The sequence below is a fragment of the Streptomyces sp. 11-1-2 genome, from assembly GCF_003595545.1.
Lineage (GTDB): Bacteria > Actinomycetota > Actinomycetes > Streptomycetales > Streptomycetaceae > Streptomyces > Streptomyces hygroscopicus_B.
In genome coordinates, this window is the sequence record NZ_CP022545.1 from 9366182 (window position 1) to 9391174 (window position 24993).

The window sequence follows — 24993 nt, forward strand, 5'->3', positions numbered from 1 at the left end:
AAGCCGGTACCTCTCGGACTCGGTCGTGTTCCCGCATTCACTGGGAGCACCTCCGGCTCGAGCAGCACGTCGGTAGTCAAAATACCCGAGGAAGCAGCAGATGGAAAATCGCCATGTCGTGATCATTCCGATCGAGATCGACGAGGAGAAGGAAAGCTCGTATCTCGACGCCTGGCAGGACGCCGCGGAAGTGATGGCCGCTCAGCCCGGTTTCATTCGGACGTACATGTTCCGCACGATCGTTCCGGGGAGCAAATTCTTTCTCGTCAACGTGGCGGAATGGGAGTCCACCTCGCACTGGGAAGAGGCGATGAACGTCTGCCCGATGCTGGGACAGCAGATAGCCGTCGCCCATGCCTCGAACTACGAGGCGATCCGGACGGTCCTGCCCGCCACGAAGCAGAGCCTGGGCTCCGGCGACGGTCACACTCCCGCTGACCTGTCTCCTGCCGAGGCGCGTCGTCGCGCCGTAGACGGGAAACTCACGCTGGTCGATGTCCGCGAAGACGATGAATGGACAGCGCGTCACCCGGCCGGCGCCGTCCACGCCGCGCTCAGCACGTTGCCGGCCTCGCTGTCAGATCTGCCTGACGGCCCACTGGCCTTCGTATGTCGCACGGGAACACGCAGCGTGCAAGGCGGCGCGCAGGCGATTCGCGCAGGCCGGTCCTCCGTCTACAGCGTGGCAGGCGGCCTTGAGGCATGGGAGGCAGCAGGGCTGCCGGTCACCCTCCCCGACCGCGAGGGCGCGGTGAACAACGGCGATTGTGCCAAAGCCGCGGTACGCGAGGGCTGACGAGAGCAGAACCGGCGGATAACCGTCGCACCCGCCCCAGCATGAGGCTGTCCGGACACGCCATCCGCCTCGCATCCTTCGGGAAATTCCCTACGCCATTTCAGACGGTGATCGTTTGTGAAATGGACTATGGCGTGAGAGCCGTGGATGTCACGACCGGCTCGGAGTGGTGCGAGTGTCTCGGAGCTGTGGCGTCGGGGTGGCGGTGGTCGGCGATTTCCCGAGACGGGAATCCCACCCGGCTACACCATTCCAGAAAGGAGCCATACCGTGTTTTTCGTCGACACCCTGGAGTTCGAGGGCCTGGGCAACCGCAGTTACCTGGTCGGCGGCCCGCAGACAGCGGTCGTGGTAGATCCGCCGCGAGACGTCGACCAGGTGATCGCCACCGCCGCCCGGCGGGGGGTGCGCATCGCCTACGTGGCGGAGACGCACGTGCACAACGACTACGTCACCGGCGGGCTGGAACTGGCCCGCCTCACCGGCGCTCGCTACCTGGTCCCGGCCGGCGCCGACGTCTCCTTCCCTCGCACTCCCGTCACAGACGGCGACACCTCCGAGGTGGACGAGCACCTGGTGCTGCGAACGATCGCCACCCCGGGCCACACCCCGCACCACACCTCCTACGTCCTGGAGGAGGACGGCCGCGCGGTTCAACCCGAGTGTCAAATCGCGTGACACCGAACCGCACTCTCTGCGTGGCCCCTAGTCGCCCCCGCTTGCCGGACACGAGCGCCTGCTCGTCCTTCAGCAGCATCCAGTGCTCCAGCAGTTCATCCAGGTCCAATGGGGTATGGGCCACGATTGTCGATGGTCCTCGCGGGGCTCCACCCACCGCAGCCGTACGGTCACGGACTCACCCACACGGGTGACGCCATCGCCAGATCACCACCGTTTGCGGCTGGTCACGCGGTTCTTACCGACACCTCTTGACGCTCGACGGATTCCACCCTAACGTTCCGATCCGGATCGGAACGTTAGGGTGAACGGAGCTGCCCATGAAGGCCGTCATCGTCAGGTCGTCCGGGGATCTCGCCGTGGTCGACGCCCCGGAACCCGGTCCCGGACCGGGCCAGGTGCTCATCGACATCGACGCGATCGGCGTCGGCTACGTGGACGTGATGGCCCGGCGGGGCGAGTACGCCTACTTTCCCGGCGCGGGTTCGGTGCCGGGCCTGGAAGTCGTCGGCCGCGTGACGACGGTCGGGCCGAACGCGCCCGAGGCACTGGCCGGGCAGCGAGTTCTCGCCCTGCCCGCCTTCGGCGGCTACGCCGAGAAGGTCGTCGCCGACGCCGACCGGGTCTTTCCGGCACCGCCGGGCACCGACGCGGCCGACGTGGTCACGCTGGGAATGAACGCGCTGGTCGCCGAGGGCGCGCTGCACCGGGCGGGAGCCGCCGCGGGAGAGCGTGTGCTCGTGCGCGGCGCCGGGGGCGGGATCGGCGTGCTCGCCACGCAGATCGCCCACGCGCGCGGAGCCGAGGTCACCGTCGTCACCTCGTCCCCGGCCCGCGGCGAACGACTGCGGGCGCTGGGCGCCGCACAGGTCGTCGACCGGACCGGGTCCGCCCTTCCCGGCGGGAAGTACGACGTCGTCGTGGACACGGTCGCCGGACCGGACCTGGGTAAGCACCTCGAACTCCTGCGGCCCAACGGGCGTTACGTCCTGTGCGGCGGCGCCGGTGGATCTCCCGGACCGGAAGCGTTCGCACCGCTGCTGAGCCACTTCCACGCAGCGCCGACGCTGTACGCCTTCAGCCTGAACTCGCTGTCCCCCGAGGACCTTCGCGCCTCCTGGGCGAGGATCGTGACGCTGCTGGCGGACGGCCGGCTCTCGGCTGTGCTCGACCGTCGTCTGCCGCTCACCGAGGCCGATGCCGCACTCCGGCTGGTGGAGAGCGGAAAGCCGTTCGGCAAGGTCGTCCTGGCTCCCCGGTAGGGTGGCTGGACAACAGGGTTTCGTGTGGTTCCAGGAGAGTTCGATGGCACGCCGGCGGGACGAGCGGATCGACCACGCAGTGCTGGCCGCGGTGACCGAACTCGTGGCGGAGGTCGGTTACCCGGCCCTGACCATGGAAGCCATCGCGCAGCGGGCGGGCACCACCAAACCCGCCATCCGCCGCCGCTGGAAGAGCCAGAAACACCTGGTCGTCGAGGCCATGGCGCGGGACCGGGCCGGAGTCGTGGACATGGACACCGGATGCACACACTGCGACATCGTCGGCCATCTGGAAGCGCTCCGGGTCGCCATGGACGACCCGGTCCTCGGCCATGTGCTCCCGGCGCTCGTGGCCGACCTCGCGGACGATCCGGAGCTGCGGGACACCTTCCTCACCGCGGTCTGGGCGCCTCGCCGGGAAGCGTGCGAGGTGTCCCTGCGGAAGGGAGTCGCACGCGGCGACCTCCGCCCCGGCCTCGACGTCGACCTCGTGCTGGACCTGTTCGCCGCCCCCATCGTCTTCCGGTCGCTCTTCGGCCACTCCGGACTCGGACCGGAGTTCCCCGAGGACGTCGCGCGCGCCGTGCTCCGCGGGGTGGGAACGGACGACGCGCACCGCTGTGCGGAGCGCGGCTGACACCGGCCGACGCCGAGCCGCGCGCCACCCGCGGGCGGTCAGCCCGTCTTGCGTGCCACGCCCCCGTAGTAGCCGATCTCGCCGGGCCCGGTCTGCGGCGGGGCGTCCGGGCGCCAGAACGGCACCTCGGCCAGACCGGGCTCGACCAGGGTGAAGCCGTCGAAGAGCCGCTCGACCTCGGCGTGGGACCGCAGGTTCAGGGTGGCGGTGGCGTTGTCGTACACGGCCTGGGCCGCGCTGCGGTCGGCGAAGTCGCCCGTGGCGTGGGAGAGCACCAGGAAGCTCCCGGCCGGCAGCCCGTCGCGCAGGGTGGCGAGGACCCGCTCGGGCTCCTCCGCCTCCGTGAGGAAGTGGACGATGGCGACCAGGAGCAACGCCACCGGCTCGTCGAAGTCGATGACCTGGCGGACCTCGGGGTGGTCCAGGATGGCCCGCGGGTCGCGCAGGTCGGCCAGTGCGATGCTGGTCGCGGCGGAGCCGCGGAGGAGCACATTGGCGTAGGTGTTGACGATCGGGTCGTTGTCGACGTACGCGACGCGCACGTCCGGCGCCAACTCCCGGGCGATCTCATGCACGTTGGGGGAGCTGGGCAGCCCCGTGCCGATGTCGAGGATCTGCCGGATGCCGCTGCCGACCACGTAGCGCACGGCGCGCCGCAGGAAGGCGCGGTTGGCCCGTACGCCGCTCCACACCTCGGGCGCCGCGGTGGCGAGCCGGTCACCCGCCTCGCGGTCCACCTCGTAGTTGTTCTTGCCGCCCAGCAGGTAGTCGTAGATCCGGGCAGGGTGCGGCCTGCTGGTATCGATCTCCTCGGCGCGGAAGCCGTTCTCCGTCACGCTGTTGCTCCTCTCGACGGCCGTCACGGCCCCCGCATGCGTGTCCGGCTGTCGAACAGCTTCCCATATCGCCGCGCCCGGCCGCCGGAGTTCACCCCGCGGCCGGCTACGCGGTGTCAGGCGGGCTCGGCCGCCTTTGCCTCAGCGGCTTTTGCGTCGGCGGGCGTTCCCTCAGCCGCCGCTGCCTCGGTCTCTGCCTCCGCCTCGGCCACCGCCGCAGTCTCAGCCTCAGCCTCGGCCACTGTCTCAGCCTCCGCCTCCGCCTCGGCTGCTGCCTCAGCCTCGGCCGCTGCTGCCGCTGCCGCGGCGGCGCGCGCCTGGCCCTTGCGACGCGACCGCTTGCCGTACACGCCCGTCCACACGCCGAGGGAGGCGAGCACGGCGTAGATCAGGACCGGGCTCAGGACCACCATGGTGTCGGTTCTCAGCGTGTAGGACAGCACGATCCGGACCGCGGACTCCATGCAGTAGGCCACGCCCCAGACGGCCGTCATCGTCAGCATGGCCTTGCGGAAGCCATCGACCTTCCACAGGCCGTTCCACCAGGCGGTGCTCGCCTCGGTGCCGTCGGTGGCGAACTTGCGCCCCAAGTAGAACATCAGCGGGCGCGGCGTCAGCAGCGTCGCCAGGCACAGCAGCCCGAACAGCCCGGTGACGGCCGAGTCCTTGATCAGCAGGGCGCGGGCCGAGTGCGCGCCGACGGTCGACACCACGGCGGTGATCACGATGAACACCAGGGTGACGATGGCGAGTTCGTCGAGGCGCCGGCGCCAGGCGATGTGGACGGCGCCGTCGACCACCGGCCAGGCGCTGCTGAGCAGCAGTGCGGCGAATTCGCTCCAGCCGTGGTCGCGCACCGCGTTGTAGGTGAGGATCGGTGCGGCGACGTTGAGGGTGAGAGTGACGACCCAGCCGAGAATGGCGGCGCCCCTGGACCGGGCGGGCGCGGCCGGCCGGTCGCTGATCGGTGGTGCTTGTGGATCCGATGCGCTCGAAGCGCCTTGCGTGGTGGTGTCCTGAGTGAGCACGGTTCCCCTGTAAGCGTTTCTGGTGGTGCGAGAAAAGAGAAACGTAAAGCAGCCATGTCGTAAGAGGACAGTGTCGGGACATCAAATGTCGCCAAAATCTCGGCAGAAGGTTGTTTCAAGGGGCCGGTATCGGTCAAGTGGCTGCTCGGAGCGGTATTCCGTAACTCCCTCCGGTGTTTTGGGGCGTCAAAGGCCATTGTGGTGAGAGGCCCTGAGAAAAGACCTTTGCGAACACGATCCGGTAAACGACAGTTTCCGTTGTGTACGGGTGCACCGGAAAATCCGGCCGCTACCCCTGATATCGGGTCATTGCAGGGCTTCTCCGTACACCTGGGTGACCTGGAGGAGTGTCGTTCGTTGGGCGTCCTGCGCGGGTCGTCCCACCGTGGGCGCCGGCGCGGTGAGCCAGGGAGGGTGGCATGTTCGTCCGGCTGGGGCGTTTCGACGTCGCGCGCAGGGTCTGGGTGCTCGCGGGGGCGGTGCTGGTGCTGGTGGTCTCCTGCTGGGCGTGTTCCGGGCTGTCCGGGCGGCTCAGCTACGGCGGCTTCATGGCACCGGCCGCCGAGGCGACCCGGGCGGCGGACGCGATCCGGACCGAGGTGGGGGAGGGTGGCGCGGATGTCCTGGTCACCTTCCGCAGCAAGGAGTTGACCGCCGCCCGGCCCGCCTTCCGGGAAGCGGTGGAGGACGCGCTGCGCCGGGCGCCCAATGGCACGGTGGACCGGGCGACGACGGCCTGGTCCTCGGCCAATCCGCTGCTGGTCTCCCTCGACCAGCACGCGACCGTGGTGCCCATCCTGCTGAAGGGCGACGGGGAGACCGGCCGCACCCAGAGCTATCTGGCGCTGCGGGACACCCTGCGCGCACCGGGGTTCGAGGTCACCTGGACCGGGCCGAGCGCGATCATCTCGGAGATCGTCCAGCGGTCCCAACGCGACTTGGTGCGGACCGAGTTGATGGTGCTGCCGTTGATGATGCTGCTGATGGTGTTCGTCTTCCGGGGGGTGGTCGCCGCACTGCTGCCGGTGGTCACCGGAGTCCTGGCGACGGCCGCGGCCCTCGCCGCGCTGCGCGCCGTGGCCGATGTCATCGAGGTCCCGTATGTGACGGTCAACCTCGTGGTGGCCATCGGATTGGCGGCAGGCGTCGACGCCGGTCTGCTCATCGTCAGCAGATTCCGGGAGGAGCTGCGGGCGGGACGCACCCCGGCGGAGGCCGTCGCCATCACCGTCGACACCGCCGGGCGGACGGTGGCACTGTCCGGCGTCGTCATGACCTTCATCGCTGTGGGCCTCGCCTTCTTCCCGCTCGGTTTCGTCCGCGCGTTGGGCATCGGCGCGGCGGCCGGGCTGCTGGTGGGAGCCCTGGTGACGGTGACGGTGCTGCCCGCGCTGCTGTTCTGCCTGGGCGAGCGCGTGGACGCGCTCTCACCGGCCTGGCTGCGGCGCCAGGGCGGTGGCCGGGACGGCGCGTTGTGGGGCCGCGTGGCCCGTGCGGTGATGCGGAAGCCCATCGCCTACACCTGTGCCGTCTCCGCGCTGCTGCTCGCCCTCGCGGTGCCGTTCCTGCACACCGTCATCGGCTTCCCCGACCAGCGGATGCTGCCCGCCGGGGCGCCGGCCCGGGTGGCGGCCGAACGCATGGAACACGACTTCGCCGTCTCGGGCCTCGGCACCCTGCAGGCCATCGCCACCTTCGACCACCCCGTGGACCGCGGCCGGGGCCATGCCGACCTGCTGGCCTGGACGCGGAACGTCTCCGAACTGCCCGGCGCCCGGGGGGTGCTGGTGGCCGGGACCACCGGGACCAAGGCCGTCATCTACGTCGGCCAGGACCACCGGGTGGAGAGCGACTCGGCCAAGTCACTGGTACGGGCGGTGCGCGCGCTGCCCGTACCCGGCGGCAGCGGTGTGCTGGTGGGCGGCGCGTCGGCCCTCGCCGTGGACACCATGGACACCTTCTACCGGCTGCTGCCCCGGGTGCTCGCGTTCATGGTGGTCACGAGCTTCGTGCTGCTCACCGTCGCGCTGCGCTCGCTCGTGCTTCCCCTCAAGGCGCTGGTGATGAACGGCCTGTCCATCGGCGCCTCTTTCGGCGCCCTCACCTGGATCTTCCAGGACGGACACGCCAGCAGGCTGCTCGGAGCCGAACCGACGGGTTACGTGGACGCGCTGGCACCCATCGTCATGCTGTTCCTCCTCATCGCGGTGTCCATGGACTACGAGCTGTTCCTGCTGCTGCGCATCCGTGAGCAGTACCGCCTGCTCGGGGACGACCGGGAGTCGGTGGCGGTGGGGATCGAGCGCTCGGGACGGGTGATCAGCGCCGCGGCGGCGGCCGTTCTGGTGGTGACGGCCTGCTTCGCGACCAGCAGCGTGGTCATGGTGAAGGAGATCTGCGTCGGTGTCTTCCTGGCGGTGCTGATCGACGCGGTGCTGGTACGGGCGGTCCTGGTACCCGCCGTCATGCGGCTGCTCGGCGCGGCGAACTGGTGGTGGCCCGGCTTCTCCCGGAACTCCGGCGAGTCCGGGAAGTCCCGCTCGGGCAGGGGCGGGCGGAAATCGCGTACCGGCAAGGGCGGGCGACCGGAGGCCGCCCCGGAACACGCGGCACGGCTTCCGGCCCCCGCCGAGGCGTCAGCCGAACGTCAGCCGCGCTGAGCCGCTGCCCGAGCCGCCGGCCAGCCTGCCCTGCGTCCAGCAGTCCCGGCCCACACCGTGGTCGTCCACCGTGATGTCGACGCCCACGGAGCCCGCGAAGAGGCCCCTGGCGATCTGCACGTTCTCGGCCCTGAACGTGACGTTGCCGTCGGCGTCATTGGTGAAGCGGAGCTTGCCGCCGCCGGTGCTGGTGCCGACCCGCGCACCGCCCGGCCCGATCCACTCCGCCGTTCCCGTGCCGGTGCCGATGGCCGCGCCGCAGGTTCCCTCGGCCATGCCCTCCAGGGTGACCCGCACCTTGGAGACCACGGCGGAGCCGAGGCAGTTTCCGGTGATGGTGGCCCGGTAGCCCGCGACGCCGCTTTCGTCGCGTACGAGCACCAGGTCGGGGTTGGTGGGTTCCACCGTGGCCGTGCCCTTGCAGGTCAACGGCAGGGGAACGGCCGGTGGTTCGGCGGCCGCGCGGGCCGGGGGCTGCTGCCCCAGTAAGGCCACGGCGGTCGCCGAGGCCGCCAGCAGCCCCAGGGCTGCCGTATGGACGAGGGCGCGCCTGCGCCCGTTCGCTGAAGTCACGCACTTCTCCCAGGTCGGGCCACCCGAAGAGTGGCCACTTCCGATGATTGATCCGTCCGATGATGGCGGCCCGGGGAGCGGTGGCCGTTGGTCCGTGCGGGTGATTCACCCGCACGGTCACCAAGGTGTACCCGTTGTCGTGAAGGCGCTCGTCGGCCGCTGACGCGGCAGCCCCTGGCGGTGACTTGGGCGCCGCCCGGGCGTTGTTCCGGCTGCCGGTCGGTGTCACCGGCGGAGGGGTGGTGGAGGATGACGGGGAAGCCTGAGAAGCCGACGGGGAGGCCGACCGGGAAGCCGACGGGGAAACTGCCGTTTCCGGACGCGGCGCTCGTGGCGTACGGGAAGGCGCATCCCGACACCGGACTGACCATCGGCGTGGTGCTGGAGCTGGAGGGTCCTCCTCCCGACCGGCGCCAACTCGCCGCCTCGCTGCGGCCGGTGGCGGAGTCGCTGGGCACCGGGCCCTCGGACGACGGCCCGTGGAGTGGCGCGGACGGGTACGCCGAGGCGGGTCCGGAGCGGGGCCTGTCCGACGTGGCGCACGAGGCGCTGGCCAGGCCGCTGGAGCCGCACCGCTGGTCCTGCTCCATGGTGGCGGGGCTGCCCGGCGACACGTCCGCCCTGGTCTGGCGGGCCGACCACCGGCTGCTCGACGGGGCGGGAGTGGTCGGCGTACTGGCCGCCTGGACGGGCGCCCATGGCCCGGGCGCCCATGGCCCGGACGCCGCCACGGCGTCCCCCGCGCGGGCCGAACCATGGCGGGCGCGCGGCGCCCCGCACCGTGCCGTCACCGATCCGCTGCGCGCGGCCTGGCTGTGCGGGACGCCCCTGCTGGAGCGGCACCGGGGCAGCGCGGCGGAAGCCGGCAGTGGCCCGCCCGCCACCCTCTCCTACGCCTGCGCGGAGACGGACCTCGGCCTGCTGCGTGGCATCGCCCGCCGCCACGGCACGACCGTCAACGACGTATACCTGGCCGCGCTGAGCGGGGCGCTGCGCACCCGGCCCGAACTCCACGGCCCCGACGGGCAGATGCGCGCCCTGGTCCCGGTGAACGTCCGGGGCCCGGGAGACGCGGCCGTGCTGCGCAACCGCCACATCCCGCTCCGTATCCCGCTCCCCGTGGCGGAGCCCGACGCCGGACGCCGCCTCGCCCTGGTCGCCGCCCGCACGGCGGGCCGGGCCCGCGCGCTGCGCCATCCGCTGGTGCGCGCGGTGTTCCGGTCCGTCCCCGCCGCGGCCGGGGGATGGTGTTTCGAGCGGTACTTCGACCCGGCCCGCGCCACCCTGCTCGCCAGCAATGTGCGGGGCCCCTCGTCCCCGCTGGTGGTGGCCGGGCGGCGGGTCCGGCGCGTGCTGCCGCTGAACTTCCTCCCGGCCGGACACCACCTGTCCGCCGTCCTGGCCACCGCCCAGGACCAGGCCGTGGCCGGCTTCACCACCACCGAGCCCCGCCGGGCCGCCGAGTCGTTCGCCGCTGCCTGGCTGGGGGAGCTGCGAGTGCTGGCCACGGCGGGGCCGCGGGGGAGGGGTGAGGCGGCGGAGGCGGGTGCGACCGTCTCTCCGGCGGCGTCGGCGAGGTAGGTGGCGTCCGGGGGGGCTTGGGGTCGGGTGGCCAGTGGGTGTCCTGGAGCAGGTTGCTCCGGTCGTACGTCTCGGGCTGGGGCGGTGGAGTTGAGCAGCGTCGGCTTCACCACCTCCGCGCCCCGCCGGGCCGCCGAGTCGTGGGGGACTGGTCAGGCGGCCGGGGCGGGGGCGACCGTCTCTCCGGCGGCGTCGGCGAGGTAGGTGGCGTCCAGGGGCTTGGGGTCCGACAGGCCCGCCGTGTCCTGGAGCAAGTTGCTCCGGTCGTACGTCCTGCGTTGCGCGGTGAAGACCAGGAGCGAGGCCAGGTGGTGAGCGAACAGCGACTCGTACGGATCCGGGTCGTCCAGGTCGTCCACGAGGTCCAGGGACAGCCCCGGGTACAGCCGCTCCAGGACCTTCACCGCCGTCGCGAAGGGCGTGTTGTGCGGATGGGTCAGGTGCACCGTGCGCACCCCCGCCGTGGCGCCCGGACGGGCCGCCGCCCGCGCGGCGCACACCGCCGCGCGGGCCGCGTACTCCACCGGGACCAGGTTGAGCGCCCCGCCGACCCCCGCGCGGACCCGCACCCGCAGACCGCTGCCGTGGGCGTCGCCACCGTCGAGGAGGGAGGCGAGCGCCGGGTCGTCCTCGGCCCTGCGGCGCAGCGCCTCGTGGATGAGGAACGCCAGCACCGCCAGCGGCTGGCGCTGCCCGCTGCCGTGAACGGGCCGGTCCGAGACGAGCAGCGACGGCCGCAGGATCGTGGCGCCCCGGCCGGTGCGGGCGCTCCAGGCGTGCACCGCGCGTTCGGCGGTGTACTTGCTCTCCTCGTACGGCGTCAGGAAGCCGTGGCCGCCGTCCAGGTCGTCCTCGCGGATGTGCCCCTCGGCGCGTCCCCCGGCGACGTACGCGGTGCTCAGGTGGACGACCCGCGCCCCGGCCGCTTCCGTGGCCAGGTCGAGGACGCGCCGGGTGCCGAGGACGTTCGCCTTGAACAGCGGCACCGGGTCGTCGTGCAGCGCGAGGTGCGCGGCACAGTGCCAGACCACCGAGCACATGTCGGTGAGGGCGCGGCGCTCGCCGTCGGTCAGGCCGAGGCCGGGCAGGGTGAGGTCGGCGGACACGTACCGCAGGCGCCCGCGCGGCGTCGCGGCGCCCGCCAGGCCGTCGAGCCCGTCGAGGGCCGTCTCGACCCGCGCCCGCAGACTCTCTCCCCCGCCCCGGCCGAGGACGGTGACCGGCCGGTCGTCGCCGTCCTCAGCGAGCAGGTGGCGCAGGATGCGGCTGCCGAGGAAACCGGTCGCGCCGGTGAGGAGTACGGCCATGGCGGGCTCCAGACGTCGAAGGGCGGGTGAGGGGCATGGGGATCCGGCGGCGCGATCCGGCGGCGGATCCGAGGGTCCTTGCGATCCGGCGGCGGATCCCAACGCGCCGGAACCGCGCCGGAACCGCACCGGAACCGCACCGGGACCGCGCCGGGGCGCGTGCCGGGACCGCCGCCGGGGCGCGTGCCGAGGACACCACACCGACCGCACCCCGCCGCGCCGCCGGGCCCGCCGTACACGCGCTCTGTACGCGCCTTCTGCACAGGCCCCGTCGACACACATCACCCGAATGGGCTAAGCGGCCCGGGCCGGGGCCGTTCACCTCACCGAGTGCACTTCGCCGCCGTTCCCTCCAACGGGTGTACAGACGGCCTCGGCGGTGGCCCGTCTGGCCTAGTGTGCGTCGCTGCCGAGAGCGTGACGCGGGCTTCCCGCCGGTGTCGCGAAGTGACTTGAGAAAGGCCCCGGTATGCGTCAGGACGAGGCCGAACCGATCGCGGTGGTGGGGGCGGCCTGCCGGCTTCCCGGTGGCATCCGGGACCTGGACGGGCTCTGGGACGCCCTGGAGCAGGGCAGGGACCTGGTGGGGGAGGTGCCAGCGGACCGGTTCGACGCCCGCCTGTTCACCGACCCCGCCGTGCCGCGCCGGGGCAAGTCGTACACCGCGGCCGGTGGTTTCCTCGACGACGTGGCCGGGTTCGACGCCGCCTACTTCGGGATCTCCCCCAAGGAAGCGGCCCACATGGACCCCCAGCACCGGCTGCTGCTGGAGATGACCGCCGAGGCGCTGGACGACGCCGCCGTGGACCCCGCCATGCTGGCCGGTTCGGACACCGCGGTCTTCGTCGGCATCTCCGACGCCTCCTACGGCGCGCTCCAGATGTCCGCGCTGCGCACGGTGGGCGCCTACACCATGTCGGGCGCCGCCTCGTCGATCGCCGCCAACCGGGTCTCGCACGCCTTCGATCTGCGCGGCCCCAGCATGGCGATCGACACCGCGTGCTCCTCCTCCCTGGTGGCCCTCGACCGCGCCTGCCGCACCCTGTGGGAGGGCGGCGGCCGGGCTGCCGTCTGCGGCGGGGTCAATGTGCTGCTCAGCCCGTTCCATTACGTGGGGTTCTCCCAGGCGTCGATGCTCTCCCAGCGGGGCCGGTGCGCCTCCTTCTCGGCACAGGCGGACGGGTTCGTACGGGCCGAGGGCGGCGGCGTGGTGCTGCTGAAACGGCTGTCGGACGCCCTGGCCGACGGCGACCGGATCCACGGGCTCGTCCTGGGCACCGGCAGCAACAGCGACGGCAGGACCATGGGGTTGGCACTGCCCAGCTCCGACGCGCAGGAGCGGCTGCTGCGCGAGGTCTACGACCGCGCCCGGGTGCACCCCGACGAGCTGGTGTACTTCGAGGCGCACGGCACCGGCACTCCGGTCGGCGACCCGCTGGAGGCCCTCGCCATCGGCCGGGCCCTCGGCGTACGCCGGATCTCCGGCGCCCTCCCGCTCGGCTCGGTGAAGACCAACCTCGGCCATCTGGAGCCGGCGTCCGGCATGGCCGGGCTGCTCAAGGCCCTCCTGGTGCTGCGGCACCGCACCGCACCGGCCTCGCTCCACGCCGAACCGCCGCACCCCGACATCGACTTCGAGGGCCTCGGGCTGCGGCTCACCACCCGGTCCACGGCCCTCGCCCCCGCCACGAGCGGCGGGCGCGCCGTCGCCGGGGTCAACTCCTTCGGCTTCGGCGGCGCCAACGCCCATGCCATCGTGGCCGAACCGCCGCCCGCGCCGGACCGTCCGCGACCCCCGCGCTCACCGGTGCCCCTGCTCGTTTCCGCCCGCACCGCCAAGGCGCTGTCGGAGGCGGCCGAGGCCACGGCCGCGCACCTGGACGAAACGACCCCCGCCGACTTCTACGACCTGGCCCACACCTCCTGCCTCCGCCGCGGCCGCCACGAACACCGCGCCGTCGTCTGGGCCACCACGCCTGGTGAGGCGGCAGACGCACTGCGCGCCTTGACGGCGCCGGAGCCCGAGCCGGGGCGGCCGGGTGTCGACGGGTCTGGCGGGGAGCCGACCGCGCCCGGTGGGGCGTCGGCCGCGCCCGGGGAGTCGACTGCGCTCGCCGCGGAGCCGACCGCGCCCACCGGAGAATCGGCTGCGCCTAGCGGTGAGTCGGTCGCGCCGATCGTTGGGACGGTCGCCTCCATCGCGGAGCCGGTCGCGCCCGGGAGGGTCTCGGCCGCGCCGACCGGTGAACCGATCGCGTCCGGCGGGGAGTCGGTCGCGCCGATCGTTGGGACGGTCGCCTCCATCGCGGAGCCGGTCGCGCCCGGCAGGGTCTCGGCCGCGCCGACCGGTGAACCGATCGCGTCCGAAGGGGAGTTGGTCGCGCTGACCGCGGGGCCGACGGCCCCCACCGGCGAGCCGACCGCCCCCACCGGAGAATCGGCCGCGTCCGGCGGAGAGCCGACCGCCCCCACTCACGCGCCAGCCGCCCCCGGTGCGGTGAGTGCCGCCGCCGATAGCGGGCGCGTCGCCTTCGTGTTCTGCGGCAATGGCTCACAGTGGGCGGGCATGGGCGCGGACCTCTTCTCCGCCGACGCCGTCTTTCGTCGCGCGGTGTGCGAGGCCGACGCCGAGCTCGCGCCCCGTCTGGGCTGGTCGGTGGCCGATCGCCTCACCGCGCACGCCGGGGAGGCGGACCTGGCCGCGACGGAGGTGGCCCAGCCCCTCCTGTTCGCCGTGCAGTTGGGCATCACCGCGGTGCTGCGCGCCCGGGGTATCGAGCCCGCCATGGTCGTCGGCCACAGCGTCGGGGAGGTGGCCGCCGCCCACATCTGCGGAGCGCTGTCCCTGCCGGACGCGGCGCGGGTGATCGCCGAACGTGGCCGGGTGCAAGGGACCACCGTCGGCAGTGGCCGGATGGCCGCCGTCGGGCTGTCCGCCGACCGGGCCGCGAAGGCCCTCGCGGGATACGGGGAGAAGCTGGAGATCGCCGGTGTCAACAGCGCCGAGGACGTCACGGTGGCCGGTGACGCCGAGGCCCTGAACCTGCTCGGCGCCGAACTCGCCGCCGAGGGCGTCTTCTTCCGCGACCTGGGCCTCGACTACGCCTTTCACAGCCGCCACATGGACCCCACCGAGGACGAACTCCGCACCCGCCTGGCCGACGTGACGCCGTCGCCGGTCCGGGTGCCGTTCTACTCGACCGTCACCGGTTTCCGCGCCCGTGGCACCGATCTGGACGCGGCGTACTGGTGGCAGAACGTGCGCCGCCCGGTGCTTTTCGCGGACGCGGTGCGGCGCGCCCTCGCGGACGGGGCCGGCATCCTCCTGGAGATCGGCCCCCATCCCGTCCTGCGCGCCTACCTCCGGCGCGTGGCGTCCCGGCGCGGAAGGACCGGCATCGGGACCGGCATCGGGACCGGCATCGCGAACGGCATCGGGACCGGCATGGGGACCGGCGTCGGCACTCGCACCGGCGGCACTGTCGTCCTGCCCACCCTGCGCCGCGGGGCGGACGGTCCCGCCGCCCTCGGCGCGGCGGCGGCCGGAGCGCTCGCGGCCGGGGCCTCGGCCGATCTCACCCGGCACTTCCCGGTGCCGGGCCGGGTCACCCGGCTCCCCGCCTACCCGTGGCAGTACGAGCCCCACTGGTCCGGCACCCCCCGCTCCTGGGCCAACTCCAGCGGGGACGGCGTCATCGTCCACCCCCTGCTCGGCGAGCGCATGCCCACCGCCGTCCCCAGTTGGGAGGGCGCGATCGAGCCCGTCCTCGTGCCCTGGCTCGCCGACCACCGGCTCGGCGGATCCGTCGTCATGCCGGCCACCGGATACGCCGAAGCGCTCCTCGCCGCGGGGCGCGCCGTGCACGGACGGCCGGTGGAGGTGGCACACCTCGACGTCAGCGCCAGCCTCGTGGTGCCCTGGGCCGACGCCTCCGCCGTACGGCTGCGGGTCGGCCTCGACCCCGACACCACGCTCGCCACGGTCACCAGCACCGACGAGCGCGGCCCGGAGCCACGGGCGCACGCGCGGGCCCGGGTGCGCCCGCTGCTGAGCCCCCGGCCCGAGCCGGTCGACCCGGAGCGGCTGCGCGCCCGGTGCGCGACGCGCGTCAGCGGCGAGGAACACTACGCCGCCTGCGCCGAGGTGGGGCTCGTCTACGGGCCCGCCTTCCGCACGCTGGACGAGGTGCGCCTGGGGGCGCGGACCTCGGTCGCCACCTACCGCCACGAGGCCCCGGGCGCCCCGTACACCGCACATCCGGCGCTGCTCGACGGAGCCCTCCAGACCGGTGTCGCCCTCCTCTACGACCGGCTGCGGGAGCGGGGCGCCTATCTGCCCGCGTCCATCGGCGCGGTGCGGGTGTGGTCGGCGCCGTCGCCCACCGGGATCATGTGGGTCACCGAACGCGACGCCACCGACAGCGAGGTCTGCTGGGACATCACGGTCGCGGACGCCGACGGCACCGTCACGGCCCGCCTGGAGGAGTGCCGGCTGCGCCTCTTCCCGATCGCCCGCACCACCCCCGTCACTCTCCACCACACCGTTCCGCGAGCCGCTCCCCGCGCCCACCTCCCGGCCGCGCCCTCACCCCTGCCGCCCCCCGAGGCCATCCTCCGGGACGCCGCAGCGCGCCTGGACGCCGTACGGGAGCGGTGGCGCACGACCCGCTACGACCTGACCTCGCGGCACGACGAGGAGCTGACCGCGCGCTCGGCCGCCGCCGCGCTGGCCCGCCTGCTGCCCGACCCCGCCGCGCCGTTCACCGCCGACGACCTCGTGGCGGCCGGTATGGAGGAGCGGCACCGCCCCCTGATCGCCCTGCTCGAACCCCTGCTGCTGCGCCGCGGCCTGCTCACCGAGACCCCCGGCGGCCGGTGTCTGACGCCCGACGCCCGCCACACCCCGCCGCCGGTGCGCGAGGCCCTCGTCCGGGCCCCCGGGGATGTGCACCGGATCGCCCTGACGACACACCTGACCCGTCATCTGGCGGACGTCCTCACCGGCCGCGCGAGCGCCCTGGCACTGCTCAGCGCCGAATCGGCCTGGCACCTCCTGGAGCAGTACTACGACACCGCGCCGATCTCCCGCTTCCACAACCGCCTCGCCCAGGCCCTGCTCCGCGCCCTGCTGGCCCACTGGCCCGCCGACCGCGCGCTGCGCGTCCTGGAGATCGGCGCCGGCACCGGCGGCATGACCGCGGCGCTGCTGCCCCTGCTGCCCGCCGACCGCACCCGCTACCGCTACACCGATGTCTCACCGGCCCACCCGACCCGCGCCCGCAACCGCTTCGGCGACTACGACTTCATCGAATACGGCACCTTCGACCTGGACCGGGACCTCGCCGAACAGGGCTACCACCCACAGGGCTTCGACCTCGTCATCGCCGCCAACGCGCTGCACGCGGCCAAGGACCTGGAGCCCGCCCTCGGCCGCGTGGCCTCGCTCCTCGCGCCCGGCGGACACCTGTTGGCCTTCGAATGCCATGAGCCGGAGGTCCTGCTCCCCGTCTTCGGCGCCCTCGACAGCTTCCACCACCGCACCGACACCGGTCTGCGGCCCGGCTCCCCGCTGCTGACCCGTGAGCAGTGGCCCGCGCTCCTGCGCCGGTGCGGCTTCACCTCCTGTGTCCGCACCGGCGACACCGAGCCGCCCGGACGCGACCACGCCTCCGTCTTCCTCGCCGCGGCCGGTGGTGCCCCCGCCCCCGCCGACGCACCGCCACCCCCTGCCCCGTCCGCCACGTACATCGTCTGCGGCGACACGGCCGACGACCCGCTGCCCCACGCCGTCACCGCGGCGCTGACCGCACACGGCGCCGGGCACAGCGTCGTCACCGACGCCCACACCGACACCGCCGCGTGGAGCCGGGCGCTGACCGAGGCCGGCACCGGCGAGACGACCGTCGTCCTGATCCTGGGCGGCGCCGAACCCGACGACGCCGAGGAAGCCGTCGCCCGCGCCACCCACGCCGGTCAGACACTGCGGGCCGTCGCGGAGGCGCACCGGTCCCTCGGCTCGCCCGCCGGGGTCCGGCTGTGGCTCGTCACCCGGCCGCACGGCGCCGAGGCCACCCCCGGACCGATCACCCACCCCACCGACGCCGCCGCCTGGGGCGTGGCACGCTGCCTGGCCAACGAGGAACCCGACCTGCGCGGGCGCCGCCTGAGCCTGTGCCGGGGCGGCGACCCGGCCGCGGACGCCGCCCGGCTGGTCCGCGAACTCCTCGACACCGAGGTCCCGGACGCCCCCGACACCGCCGATGCCGCCGACGAGGACGAGATCGTGCTCACCGCGCACGACCGCTTCGTCCCGCGCGAGCGCGCCCTGCCGCCCGCCGTCCCCCTCGCCGACGGCGCGGCCCCGCCGCCGTTCGCCCTGCGGGTGCGCCGGCCCGGCCTCTCCTACCGCCTCGCCTGGCAGGAGATCCCCCCGCCGGTCGCGGGTCCCGGAGAGGTGGTCGTCGAGGTGCGCGCCGCTTCCCTGAACTACCGGGACATCATGCAGACGGTCGGGCTGCTGCCCACGGAGGCACTGGCCGGCAGCCCGCGCGAGGAAAACCTCGGGCTCGAATGTGCGGGCGTGGTCACCGCCTGCGGGCCCGGCGTGGACCGCTTCGCGCCCGGGGACCGGGTCGTCGGGCTGCTCACCGGGGCGCTCTCCTCCCAAGTGGTCAGCCCGGCCCGCAATCTGTGGCCGATCCCCGTGGGAGTCACCTTCGCGGAGGCCGCCAGCGTGCCGGTCGCCCTCTGCACGGTCCACTACAGCCTGCTGTACACCGCCCGGATGCGGGCGGGGGAGACCGTGCTCGTGCACGGCGCGGCCGGTGGCGTCGGCCTCGCGGCCCTCCACTACGCACGGGCACACGGCGCCACGGTCATCGCCACGGCGGGCAGCGAGCCCAAACGCGACCTGCTGCGCGCACTCGGCGTGGCACACGTCCTCGACTCGCGCTCGCTGGACTTCACCGTCCAGGTCATGGACCTCACCGACGGCAGGGGAGTGGACATCGTCCTCAACTCCCTCTCCGGACAGGCCCTGACGCGGGGCCTGGAGGTGCTCCGCCCCGGCGGCCGCTTCATCGAACTCGGCAAGCGCGACTTCTACGAGGACCGGACCCTGCCGCTGCGCCCCTTCGGCTCCCACATCTCGTTCCACGGCGTGGATCTGACCACCGTGCTTCGCGACCCCCGGTTGCTGGGGGACCTCCTGGAGGACGTGGGGCGGACCCTGGGGGACGGCCAGACGCCAGAGGAACTGGGGGACGGCCAGGCGCCGGAGAAAGGGGCGGAGTTCCAGCCGCTGCCGCACACCGTCTTCCCCGCCGCCCGTGTGGCGGACGCCTTCGTGCTGATGCGCCACTCACGCCACATCGGTAAGGTCGTCGTCACCTTCGACCCGCTGGACGAGCCCTGCGCCGTCGAACCCGCCCCCTTGTCCGCCTCTCCGCCCGCGCGTGCGACGCCGACCGCGCCCCGCGCACCCCGCCTCGACCCCGACGCCTCCTATCTGGTCACGGGCGGCACCAGCGGCTTCGGCGCGGCCACCGCACAGTGGCTCGCCGGGCTCGGCGCCCGGCATCTCGCCCTGGTGAGCCGCAGCGGGGACCGCGGTCCGGAGGCCGCCGCCGTGCGCGACGCGCTCGCCCCGGACGGGGTGCGGGTCACCGCGTACGCCGCGGACGCCGCCGACGCGGAGGCGATGCGCCGGGTGCTGAAGGACGTCGAGGAGAACGGCCATCCGCTGCGCGGTGTGGTCCACGCGGCCATGGCCCTGGACGACGCGCCCCTCGCCGAGCTGACCGCCGAGCGGATGAGCGCCGTCCTGCGGCCCAAGATCGCCGGAGCCCATGTCCTGGACACCCTCACCCGCGGGCGTCCGCTGGACTTCTTCCTGTGCTACTCCTCCACGACCGCCATGGTGGGCAACTTCAAGCAGTCGGCCTATACGGCGGGCAACCTCTACCTGGAGGGCCTGGCCCGGCTGCGCCGCCGGGACGGCGAACCGGCGCTCACCCTCGCCTGGGGCGCCATCGACGAGATCGGTTACGCGGCCCGCAACGACCTGCTCGACTCCCTCCACGGCCTGGGCATCGAGCCCCTCGCCCCGCACACCGCCCTCGACCACGGCCGGCGGCTGCTCGGCGACGACCGGCCGGACGCCCCCGCGGTGGTGGGCGTCTCCCGGGCGGACTGGTCGCGCGCCGCCGTTCTGCTGCCCCTGCTGCGCGCCCCGCGCCTCGGTGACCTCGTACCGCCCCAGGTGGGGGACGGGGAGGCCACCCGCGAGGAACTCCTGCGCCGGCTCTCCCTCATGGACGAGGAGACCGCCCTCGCCCACCTCGTCGATCAGCTCACCCGGCTGCTCGCGGAGGTCCTGCAGATGGACCACGAGGCACTCGATCCGCACCGGCGCCTGGACTCCTACGGCATGGACTCCCTGATGGCCGCTCAGGTGCTCCTCTCGCTCAACCAGCGCTACGAACTCGACATCCCGCCCATGGAACTGCTGCGCAGCAACGGCACCATCGCCGAGTTCGCCAGGATCGTGCAGCTCCGGCTGGGACTGCAGGTCACGGCTCCCCCCGGCGCCCCACCGGGCCCCGGCCCCGCGACGGAAGCCCCCGCCGCCACGGAAGTCCAAGCACCGGCAGGACCCCTGCCCGTCCCGGCCCAGGCCGGACCGGACCGCTCGGTTACGGCAGGCGGTGCGCGGTGAGGGAGCCACATCCGCGCGGGCGATCCGCGCCCGCCCCGACGGGTACGCCACGCCAGACACCGGCCGAGGCGGCCGGACGCCTGCTGCGCACCGCGGCCAAGCACACCTACGACCCGGCCCTCGCCATCGACTGGGACGCCCCGCCCGAGCCCGGTCGCTGGTATCTCCAGCCGGAGCGGATGTCGCTGTACGCCACCCCCACGTGGCACCGGCTGAGCGAGGAGCGGCGCCTCGCGCTCTCCCGCAGCGAGTGGGCCAACATGATCAGCATGGCCACCTGGTTCGAGCTGACCTTGATGCGGATGCTCACCGGCTATCTGACCGCCCGCGACCCGGCGTCGCCACGCACCCACTACGCGCTGAGCGAGGTGGCCGACGAGACGCGCCACGTCGCCATGTTCGGCCGGGCCCTCGGCGCCCTCGGCTGCCCGGTCTACCGGCCGCCAGCCCTCGTCCGGCACCTGGGCCGGGCGGTGCTCCCGCAGTTGCGCGGCGCGAGCCTGTTCGCGGCCGCCCTGCTGATCGAGGAGGTCTACGACCGGTTCCAGCGCGAGGCCATGGGCGACGAGCGGGTGCAGCCCCTCGTACGGCAGGTGTCGCGCCTGCATGTGATGGAGGAGTCACGGCATATCCGCTTCGCCCACTCCGAACTCCTGGACGCCCGGCGCGGCAGGTCGGGTGCCGTCCTGGAGTTCCACCGGCAGCTGACCGCCTGGTGCGCGATGCTGGCCATGACCACGTACACCAACGCCCCGATCTACCGCGCCGTGGGCCTCGACCCGCGCCGCGCCGCCCGCGAGGCCCGCGCCAATCCGCACTTCCGGCGGACCATGCGCTGGGCGGGCGAGCGCCTCGTCGCCTTCCTCACCGACGCCGGAATGATCACCGCGCTCCAGCGCCCGCTATGGCGCCGGAGCCTGCTGCTCGGCTGAACACCCCACCTGGCGCGGGGCACTTCAGCTGAAGATCGCGATGGCGTCCACCATGCGCCCGCCGGTCGTACGCGCCGCCCGGGTCAGCTCCGCGGTGTCCGCCTCGCCGAACCGGAGCGGGAAGGTGGGGACGTCGCGGACCGCCTCCGGCTGTGCCGCGTACCGGCGCTGGAACTCCTTGAGACCGATGCCGGAGGTGTTCTCGCCATCGGTCATGAGGACGATGGAAATGGGCTGTCCGGGGTGGCCGCATGCTCGGTTAACGCCTCAAAGCGGCGCTTTTCAGCCACCTTTGGTCCGTGCCTGGCAGTGATCTCTTTCGGTGGCGAACCTGTGGGGCGTAAAAGTGCCCACTGATCCCCCGTCACGTTGGCCCCGTCGTCCCCTTCATATTGCCCGCGTCACGTTGATCCACCGTCAAGGAAGGATCCGCCTCATGTGGTACCGACGGATCAGAGCCGGAGCGCGCGGCGCCCGCGCCCTCGCGTCCGGCTGTGTCCTGGCCGCCCTCGGGCTGGCGGCGGGCCCCGCGCCCGGCGCCCTGGCCGCCCCCGCCCCGATGCCAGGCGCCGCCACGGCCGCGTCCGCCGTGCCGGTCGCATCCGAGACGACGGCCCACACCGTCACCCTGGTCACCGGCGAGCGGGTCACGCTCCGCGCGGATGGGAGTGTCGTGGTGGCGCCGCGGCCGGGTGCCGAAGCGGACTATGTCACCCGGCGGTTGGACAACGATGTCTTCGTCATTCCGCTGACCGCGCTGCCGTACCTCGGCCGCACCCTGGACCTCGCGCTGTTCAACGTCTCCGCCCTCGCCGAGGCCGGTGTCACCACCACCCCGGTGCGGGTCGAGGCCACCGCGGGCGCCACGGCCCCGCCCTCGGGCCCCGCCTTCGGCGCGGCGCTGGCGCGGCAGATCGGCGCCGAGGCGGCGAAGGGATCCGTGGGCGAGGGCCCGCTGTTCGGCGGCGTCACCTCCGTCGCACCGGCGGTCGCCACGGACGGTGTGCGGGCCGCCCCGCGCCCGTCGGCGCGGGCGGACCACCCGGTGAAGATCACCGTGCTCGGTACGGACGGCAAGCCCCTCCCGGGCACCACGTCATTCGCCCTGGCCAACGCCGACGACGCCGCCCTCTACCAGGAGCCGTTCCTCGATGCCGTAGACGGCGAAACGCGGGTCGAGGTCCCGGCGGGCCACTACACCGCCATGGTCTCCGCCCCGGCCTTCGACAGCGCCGGTGAGCCGGCCGGTGTGCGCATGGCCACCGCCGAGTTCACCGTCCCCGACGGCGGCACCGGCACCGAGGCCGTACTCGACCTGCGCAAGGCGACCGAGCGGGTCACCTTCTCGACCCCGAGGCCCGCGGAGGAACACCAGCTCATCCTCCACTACCTGCGCCAGGACACGAAGGGCGCGGTGGCGGTCAACGGCGGCGTCGGCGTCTCCGGCGGCCCGCCCGTCCAGGTGCAGCCCTCCAGCCGTCCCGTCACCACCGGCGACCTGCGCTTCAACGTGTACACCCACCGCAAGGCGCCCGCGGACGCGGCCACGCCCTACTCCTACGACCTCAAGCTGGCCAACCCCGCCGGAACGATCGCGAAGAACCAGCACTACAAGGTCACCGGACGCCAACTGGCCACGGTGCGCACCAACTACCACAGCGATACACCGGGCCGCGCCGAAGAGGTCGCGCGCCTGATGTACCTGCCGTACGAGACGAGCGGCGAGGCGCTGTCCGAGCCGTTCAAGACACCGGCGCGGCGGACCGAGTACGTCGGCGGCTCCGCCGGTACCTCCTACGCGGACTGGCTCAAGGCCGGGGAGCGGCGCTTCGTGTCCCAGGAGCAGCCCCTCGTGCCCGGCCGGACCACCACCGTCGACTGGCTGCGCGGCCCGCTGGTCCCGGGCTTCACCGAGCCCGCGCCGGGCGCCGCCGCGGACGAGACGTGGTACTGCGCGGCCTGCCGCAAGGGCGACGCCCTCACCTTCTCCCTGGCCACGGCCACGGTCGTGGACTCCGCCGGACACCACGTCCTCGCGGTCCCGTCCGACATCACCTCCTCGCACTTCGCGGTGGTCTCCGGTGACACGACCCTGTACGAGGGGGACGGCGTCCCCGGCGGCGTCCTGACCGTGCCGCCCAGGAAGGCCCCGTACACGGTGGTGTACGACCAGACCAGGACGAACGGCGACTTCCGCCAGTCGCTGACCACGCACACCGAGTGGACCTTCGCCTCGGGGCACTCGGGCGGCCAGACCGTGCCGGACAACTGGACGTGTGTGTCGGAGGCGGGCGAGTACGACGGGCCCGGTGAGTGCTCGGCGCTGCCGGTCGTCGTCCCGCACTACCGGCTCGACACCGGGCTGGACGGCACGAGCCCGGCCGGTGACGGCCATCTCGTCGTCGGCTTCGGACATGTGCCGGGCGTGGTGGCCCCGCCCGCGGTCACCAAGGCGAGGGTCGAGGTGTCCTTCGACGACGGTGCGCGATGGACCGCGGCGTCCACCACCCCGCTCGGCAAGGGCCGGTTCCGCGCGGACTGGACCACTCCGGACTCGGCGGCGGGCCGGGACGCGTCCCTGCGCGTCACCGGGACCGACGCGGACGGCAACACAGTGACGCAGACGGTGAAGAGCGCGTTCACCGTGGCCGCGGGCCAGAACTAGGCCGCGGGCCGGAGCCGTGGCCGCGGGCCAGAGCTGGGCCGCGAGCCGGAGCCGTGGCCGCGAGCGAGAACCAGGCCGCGCTCAGCCGTCCTTCGCCCACCGCGCGGTCACCGTGCCGATGGCCGCCGCCGCATGCCGGATCCCCGTGTCGCTCGCGCGCACCGACCGCGCGAACTCGACATGCAGGAACGGCACATGGTCGGCGGCGGCCCTGCGGCCCTGGACGTTGTCGCGGCCCTCCAGGGGGCAGCTACGGACCCAGGCGCGGCAGACGGTGAAGTGCCGTGCGGTGAGCGCGTCCGCGAGGCGGCGGGCGTCCGCGCGGCCCGCCGAGCCCTTGCCGGTGGAGGCGACGGCGTCCCGGCCCGGCGCCGAGTCGTCGGCGAAACCGTGTACCTGGACGCCGGGCAGACCGCGCCGGGCGAGCTCGTCGCAGACCGCGTCGAAGACGGAGTCCGTACGGTGGGCGGCGTCGGCCGCGTCGCCGTCCCCGGCTCTGCGGTGGGCGCCCGCGAGCACCAGGACGCCGCCGGGGGAGTCCAGGAGTACGCGCGCGCCGAGCCGTTCGGTGTCCGCGTCGGAGACCGGGTGCGGCACCTGGACCGACCAGCGGGCGGGTGCGGACAGGTCCACGTAGACCCGGCCCCAGCCGCGCGGGGCGGGTCCGTCCTCGGTGCGGTCGGACAGTTCGGCGTAGCGGCGGCCGGTGCCGGTGTCGGTGAGGGTACGGAGCCGGAAGCCGGCGTCGGCGAGCGGTGGGCGGGCGCGGTCCGGGTGTCCGTCGAGGACCAGGCCCACCGCGTCGGCGACGGCCCGGCGTTCGGCGCGGCGTGGCTCCCGGTAGCCGGAGTCGGGGCCGAGCCCGGCCGTGAAGTCGGTGATCCTGCGCTCCAGCGCGACCTCGGGGGCATCCGCACCGTCCGAGGCGGTGCCCCCGCCCGACCGGCCGATCGTATACGCGCTCAGTCCCGCCAGGAGCAGACCGAACGCGACCGTGACAGCCGCCATGGTGATCGACTTCGCTCGTATCTCCGCCATGACCCTCTCATCGTAACGACCCCTTTTACGGGGGCATATCGGGAGGATGCTGGCGAAGAATGACGTCCAGATGAACGACCGGCAAAGGATGGAAGACCGCCGTTTGCCCGGCCTTGGTCAATGACAAACGCGTTTTCTCGTTTTTTCTTTACGATGTGCAACCCTTTGATCCGTCTGACTGTCTGACGGTCCGGATCGCACTCGAGTGCGCTCTGTGTGGTGTGAGTTGCATGAGAGGAGCCCATCCGTGGCCGCTTCGCGTTCGAAGCGGCGGCACAAGGTCC

General features: G+C 73.2%; 14 protein-coding genes and 1 pseudogene. 9 read left to right on the forward strand and 6 right to left on the reverse strand.

The genetic code is table 11. The features are described 5' to 3' along the window. Positions 1-100 precede the first annotated feature (100 nt). The 4 genes and pseudogenes from CGL27_RS40340 (at position 101) to CGL27_RS40355 (ending at position 3373) form a co-directional block, all read left to right on the forward strand. On the forward strand, positions 101-796 hold the full coding sequence (locus tag CGL27_RS40340) for a rhodanese-like domain-containing protein (protein WP_078639644.1): 696 nt from the start codon (positions 101-103) through the stop codon (positions 794-796). Positions 797-1066: 270 nt separating this feature from the next. Continuing rightward, a pseudogene (locus CGL27_RS40345) lies at positions 1067-1450 on the forward strand (MBL fold metallo-hydrolase); the annotation flags it as partial. A gap of 344 nt (positions 1451-1794) precedes the next feature. Further along, a complete protein-coding gene (locus CGL27_RS40350) occupies positions 1795-2736 on the forward strand; it encodes a zinc-binding dehydrogenase (protein ID WP_119992479.1) in 942 nt (313 codons plus the stop codon). Between the two features lie 43 nt (positions 2737-2779). After that, positions 2780-3373 (forward strand): TetR/AcrR family transcriptional regulator, encoded by a 594-nt coding sequence (locus CGL27_RS40355; protein ID WP_119992480.1) that lies wholly within the window; start codon positions 2780-2782, stop codon positions 3371-3373. Between the two features lie 38 nt (positions 3374-3411). On the opposite strand, the gene CGL27_RS40360 is transcribed toward CGL27_RS40355, so the two are convergent. Next, positions 3412-4209, reverse strand: coding sequence for an SAM-dependent methyltransferase (locus tag CGL27_RS40360; RefSeq protein ID WP_119992481.1), 798 nt, complete (start codon positions 4207-4209; stop codon positions 3412-3414). 116 nt (positions 4210-4325) lie between these two features. After that, positions 4326-5237 (reverse strand): VC0807 family protein, encoded by a 912-nt coding sequence (locus tag CGL27_RS40365; RefSeq protein WP_240450811.1) that lies wholly within the window; start codon positions 5235-5237, stop codon positions 4326-4328. A gap of 419 nt (positions 5238-5656) precedes the next feature. Between CGL27_RS40365 and CGL27_RS40370 the strand changes: the two genes are divergently transcribed. Beyond that, positions 5657-7897 carry an MMPL family transporter gene (locus CGL27_RS40370; protein WP_119992482.1) on the forward strand — a complete coding sequence of 747 codons (2241 nt, stop codon included), beginning with the start codon at positions 5657-5659 and terminating at the stop codon, positions 7895-7897. Here CGL27_RS40370 and CGL27_RS40375 read toward each other — a convergent pair. Then, positions 7874-8470 carry a hypothetical protein gene (locus CGL27_RS40375; RefSeq protein ID WP_119992483.1) on the reverse strand — a complete coding sequence of 199 codons (597 nt, stop codon included), beginning with the start codon at positions 8468-8470 and terminating at the stop codon, positions 7874-7876. The genes CGL27_RS40370 and CGL27_RS40375 overlap by 24 nt on opposite strands. A gap of 249 nt (positions 8471-8719) precedes the next feature. On the opposite strand from CGL27_RS40375, the gene CGL27_RS40380 reads away from it, so the two are divergent. Next, positions 8720-10051 (forward strand): WS/DGAT domain-containing protein, encoded by a 1332-nt coding sequence (locus tag CGL27_RS40380; RefSeq protein WP_119992484.1) that lies wholly within the window; start codon positions 8720-8722, stop codon positions 10049-10051. A gap of 152 nt (positions 10052-10203) precedes the next feature. On the opposite strand, the gene CGL27_RS40385 is transcribed toward CGL27_RS40380, so the two are convergent. After that, positions 10204-11358, reverse strand: coding sequence for an SDR family oxidoreductase (locus CGL27_RS40385; protein WP_119992485.1), 1155 nt, complete (start codon positions 11356-11358; stop codon positions 10204-10206). Between the two features lie 469 nt (positions 11359-11827). Between CGL27_RS40385 and CGL27_RS40390 the strand changes: the two genes are divergently transcribed. Then, a complete protein-coding gene (locus CGL27_RS40390) occupies positions 11828-20074 on the forward strand; it encodes a type I polyketide synthase (protein ID WP_119992486.1) in 8247 nt (2748 codons plus the stop codon). Continuing rightward, positions 20071-21006, forward strand: coding sequence for a diiron oxygenase (locus CGL27_RS40395; RefSeq protein WP_119992487.1), 936 nt, complete (start codon positions 20071-20073; stop codon positions 21004-21006). Before CGL27_RS40390 ends, CGL27_RS40395 begins: the two co-directional genes overlap by 4 nt. A 24-nt stretch (positions 21007-21030) precedes the next feature. On the opposite strand, the gene CGL27_RS40400 is transcribed toward CGL27_RS40395, so the two are convergent. Further along, positions 21031-21222 carry a hypothetical protein gene (locus CGL27_RS40400; protein ID WP_119992488.1) on the reverse strand — a complete coding sequence of 64 codons (192 nt, stop codon included), beginning with the start codon at positions 21220-21222 and terminating at the stop codon, positions 21031-21033. 220 nt (positions 21223-21442) lie between these two features. Here CGL27_RS40400 and CGL27_RS40405 point away from each other — a divergent pair, with 220 nt between their 5' ends. Then, a complete protein-coding gene (locus tag CGL27_RS40405) occupies positions 21443-23671 on the forward strand; it encodes a hypothetical protein (protein WP_119992489.1) in 2229 nt (742 codons plus the stop codon). 81 nt (positions 23672-23752) lie between these two features. Here CGL27_RS40405 and CGL27_RS40410 read toward each other — a convergent pair whose 3' ends face one another. Next, a complete protein-coding gene (locus CGL27_RS40410; protein ID WP_119992490.1) occupies positions 23753-24709 on the reverse strand; it encodes a hypothetical protein in 957 nt (318 codons plus the stop codon). Positions 24710-24993 lie beyond the last annotated feature (284 nt).

What these genes read in the sequence shown, in the direction of transcription:
- CGL27_RS40340 (WP_078639644.1), top strand. Translation starts at nt 101, where the DNA reads ATGGAAAATCGCCATGTCGTGATCATTCCGATCGAGATCGACGAGGAG.
- CGL27_RS40350 (WP_119992479.1), top strand. Translation starts at nt 1,795, where the DNA reads ATGAAGGCCGTCATCGTCAGGTCGTCCGGGGATCTCGCCGTGGTCGAC.
- CGL27_RS40355 (WP_119992480.1), top strand. Translation starts at nt 2,780, where the DNA reads ATGGCACGCCGGCGGGACGAGCGGATCGACCACGCAGTGCTGGCCGCG.
- CGL27_RS40370 (WP_119992482.1), top strand. Translation starts at nt 5,657, where the DNA reads ATGTTCGTCCGGCTGGGGCGTTTCGACGTCGCGCGCAGGGTCTGGGTG.
- CGL27_RS40380 (WP_119992484.1), top strand. Translation starts at nt 8,720, where the DNA reads ATGACGGGGAAGCCTGAGAAGCCGACGGGGAGGCCGACCGGGAAGCCG.
- CGL27_RS40385 (WP_119992485.1), bottom strand. Translation starts at nt 11,358, where the DNA reads ATGGCCGTACTCCTCACCGGCGCGACCGGTTTCCTCGGCAGCCGCATC.
- CGL27_RS40390 (WP_119992486.1), top strand. Translation starts at nt 11,828, where the DNA reads ATGCGTCAGGACGAGGCCGAACCGATCGCGGTGGTGGGGGCGGCCTGC.
- CGL27_RS40400 (WP_119992488.1), bottom strand. Translation starts at nt 21,222, where the DNA reads ATGACCGATGGCGAGAACACCTCCGGCATCGGTCTCAAGGAGTTCCAG.
- CGL27_RS40405 (WP_119992489.1), top strand. Translation starts at nt 21,443, where the DNA reads ATGTGGTACCGACGGATCAGAGCCGGAGCGCGCGGCGCCCGCGCCCTC.
- CGL27_RS40410 (WP_119992490.1), bottom strand. Translation starts at nt 24,709, where the DNA reads ATGGCGGAGATACGAGCGAAGTCGATCACCATGGCGGCTGTCACGGTC.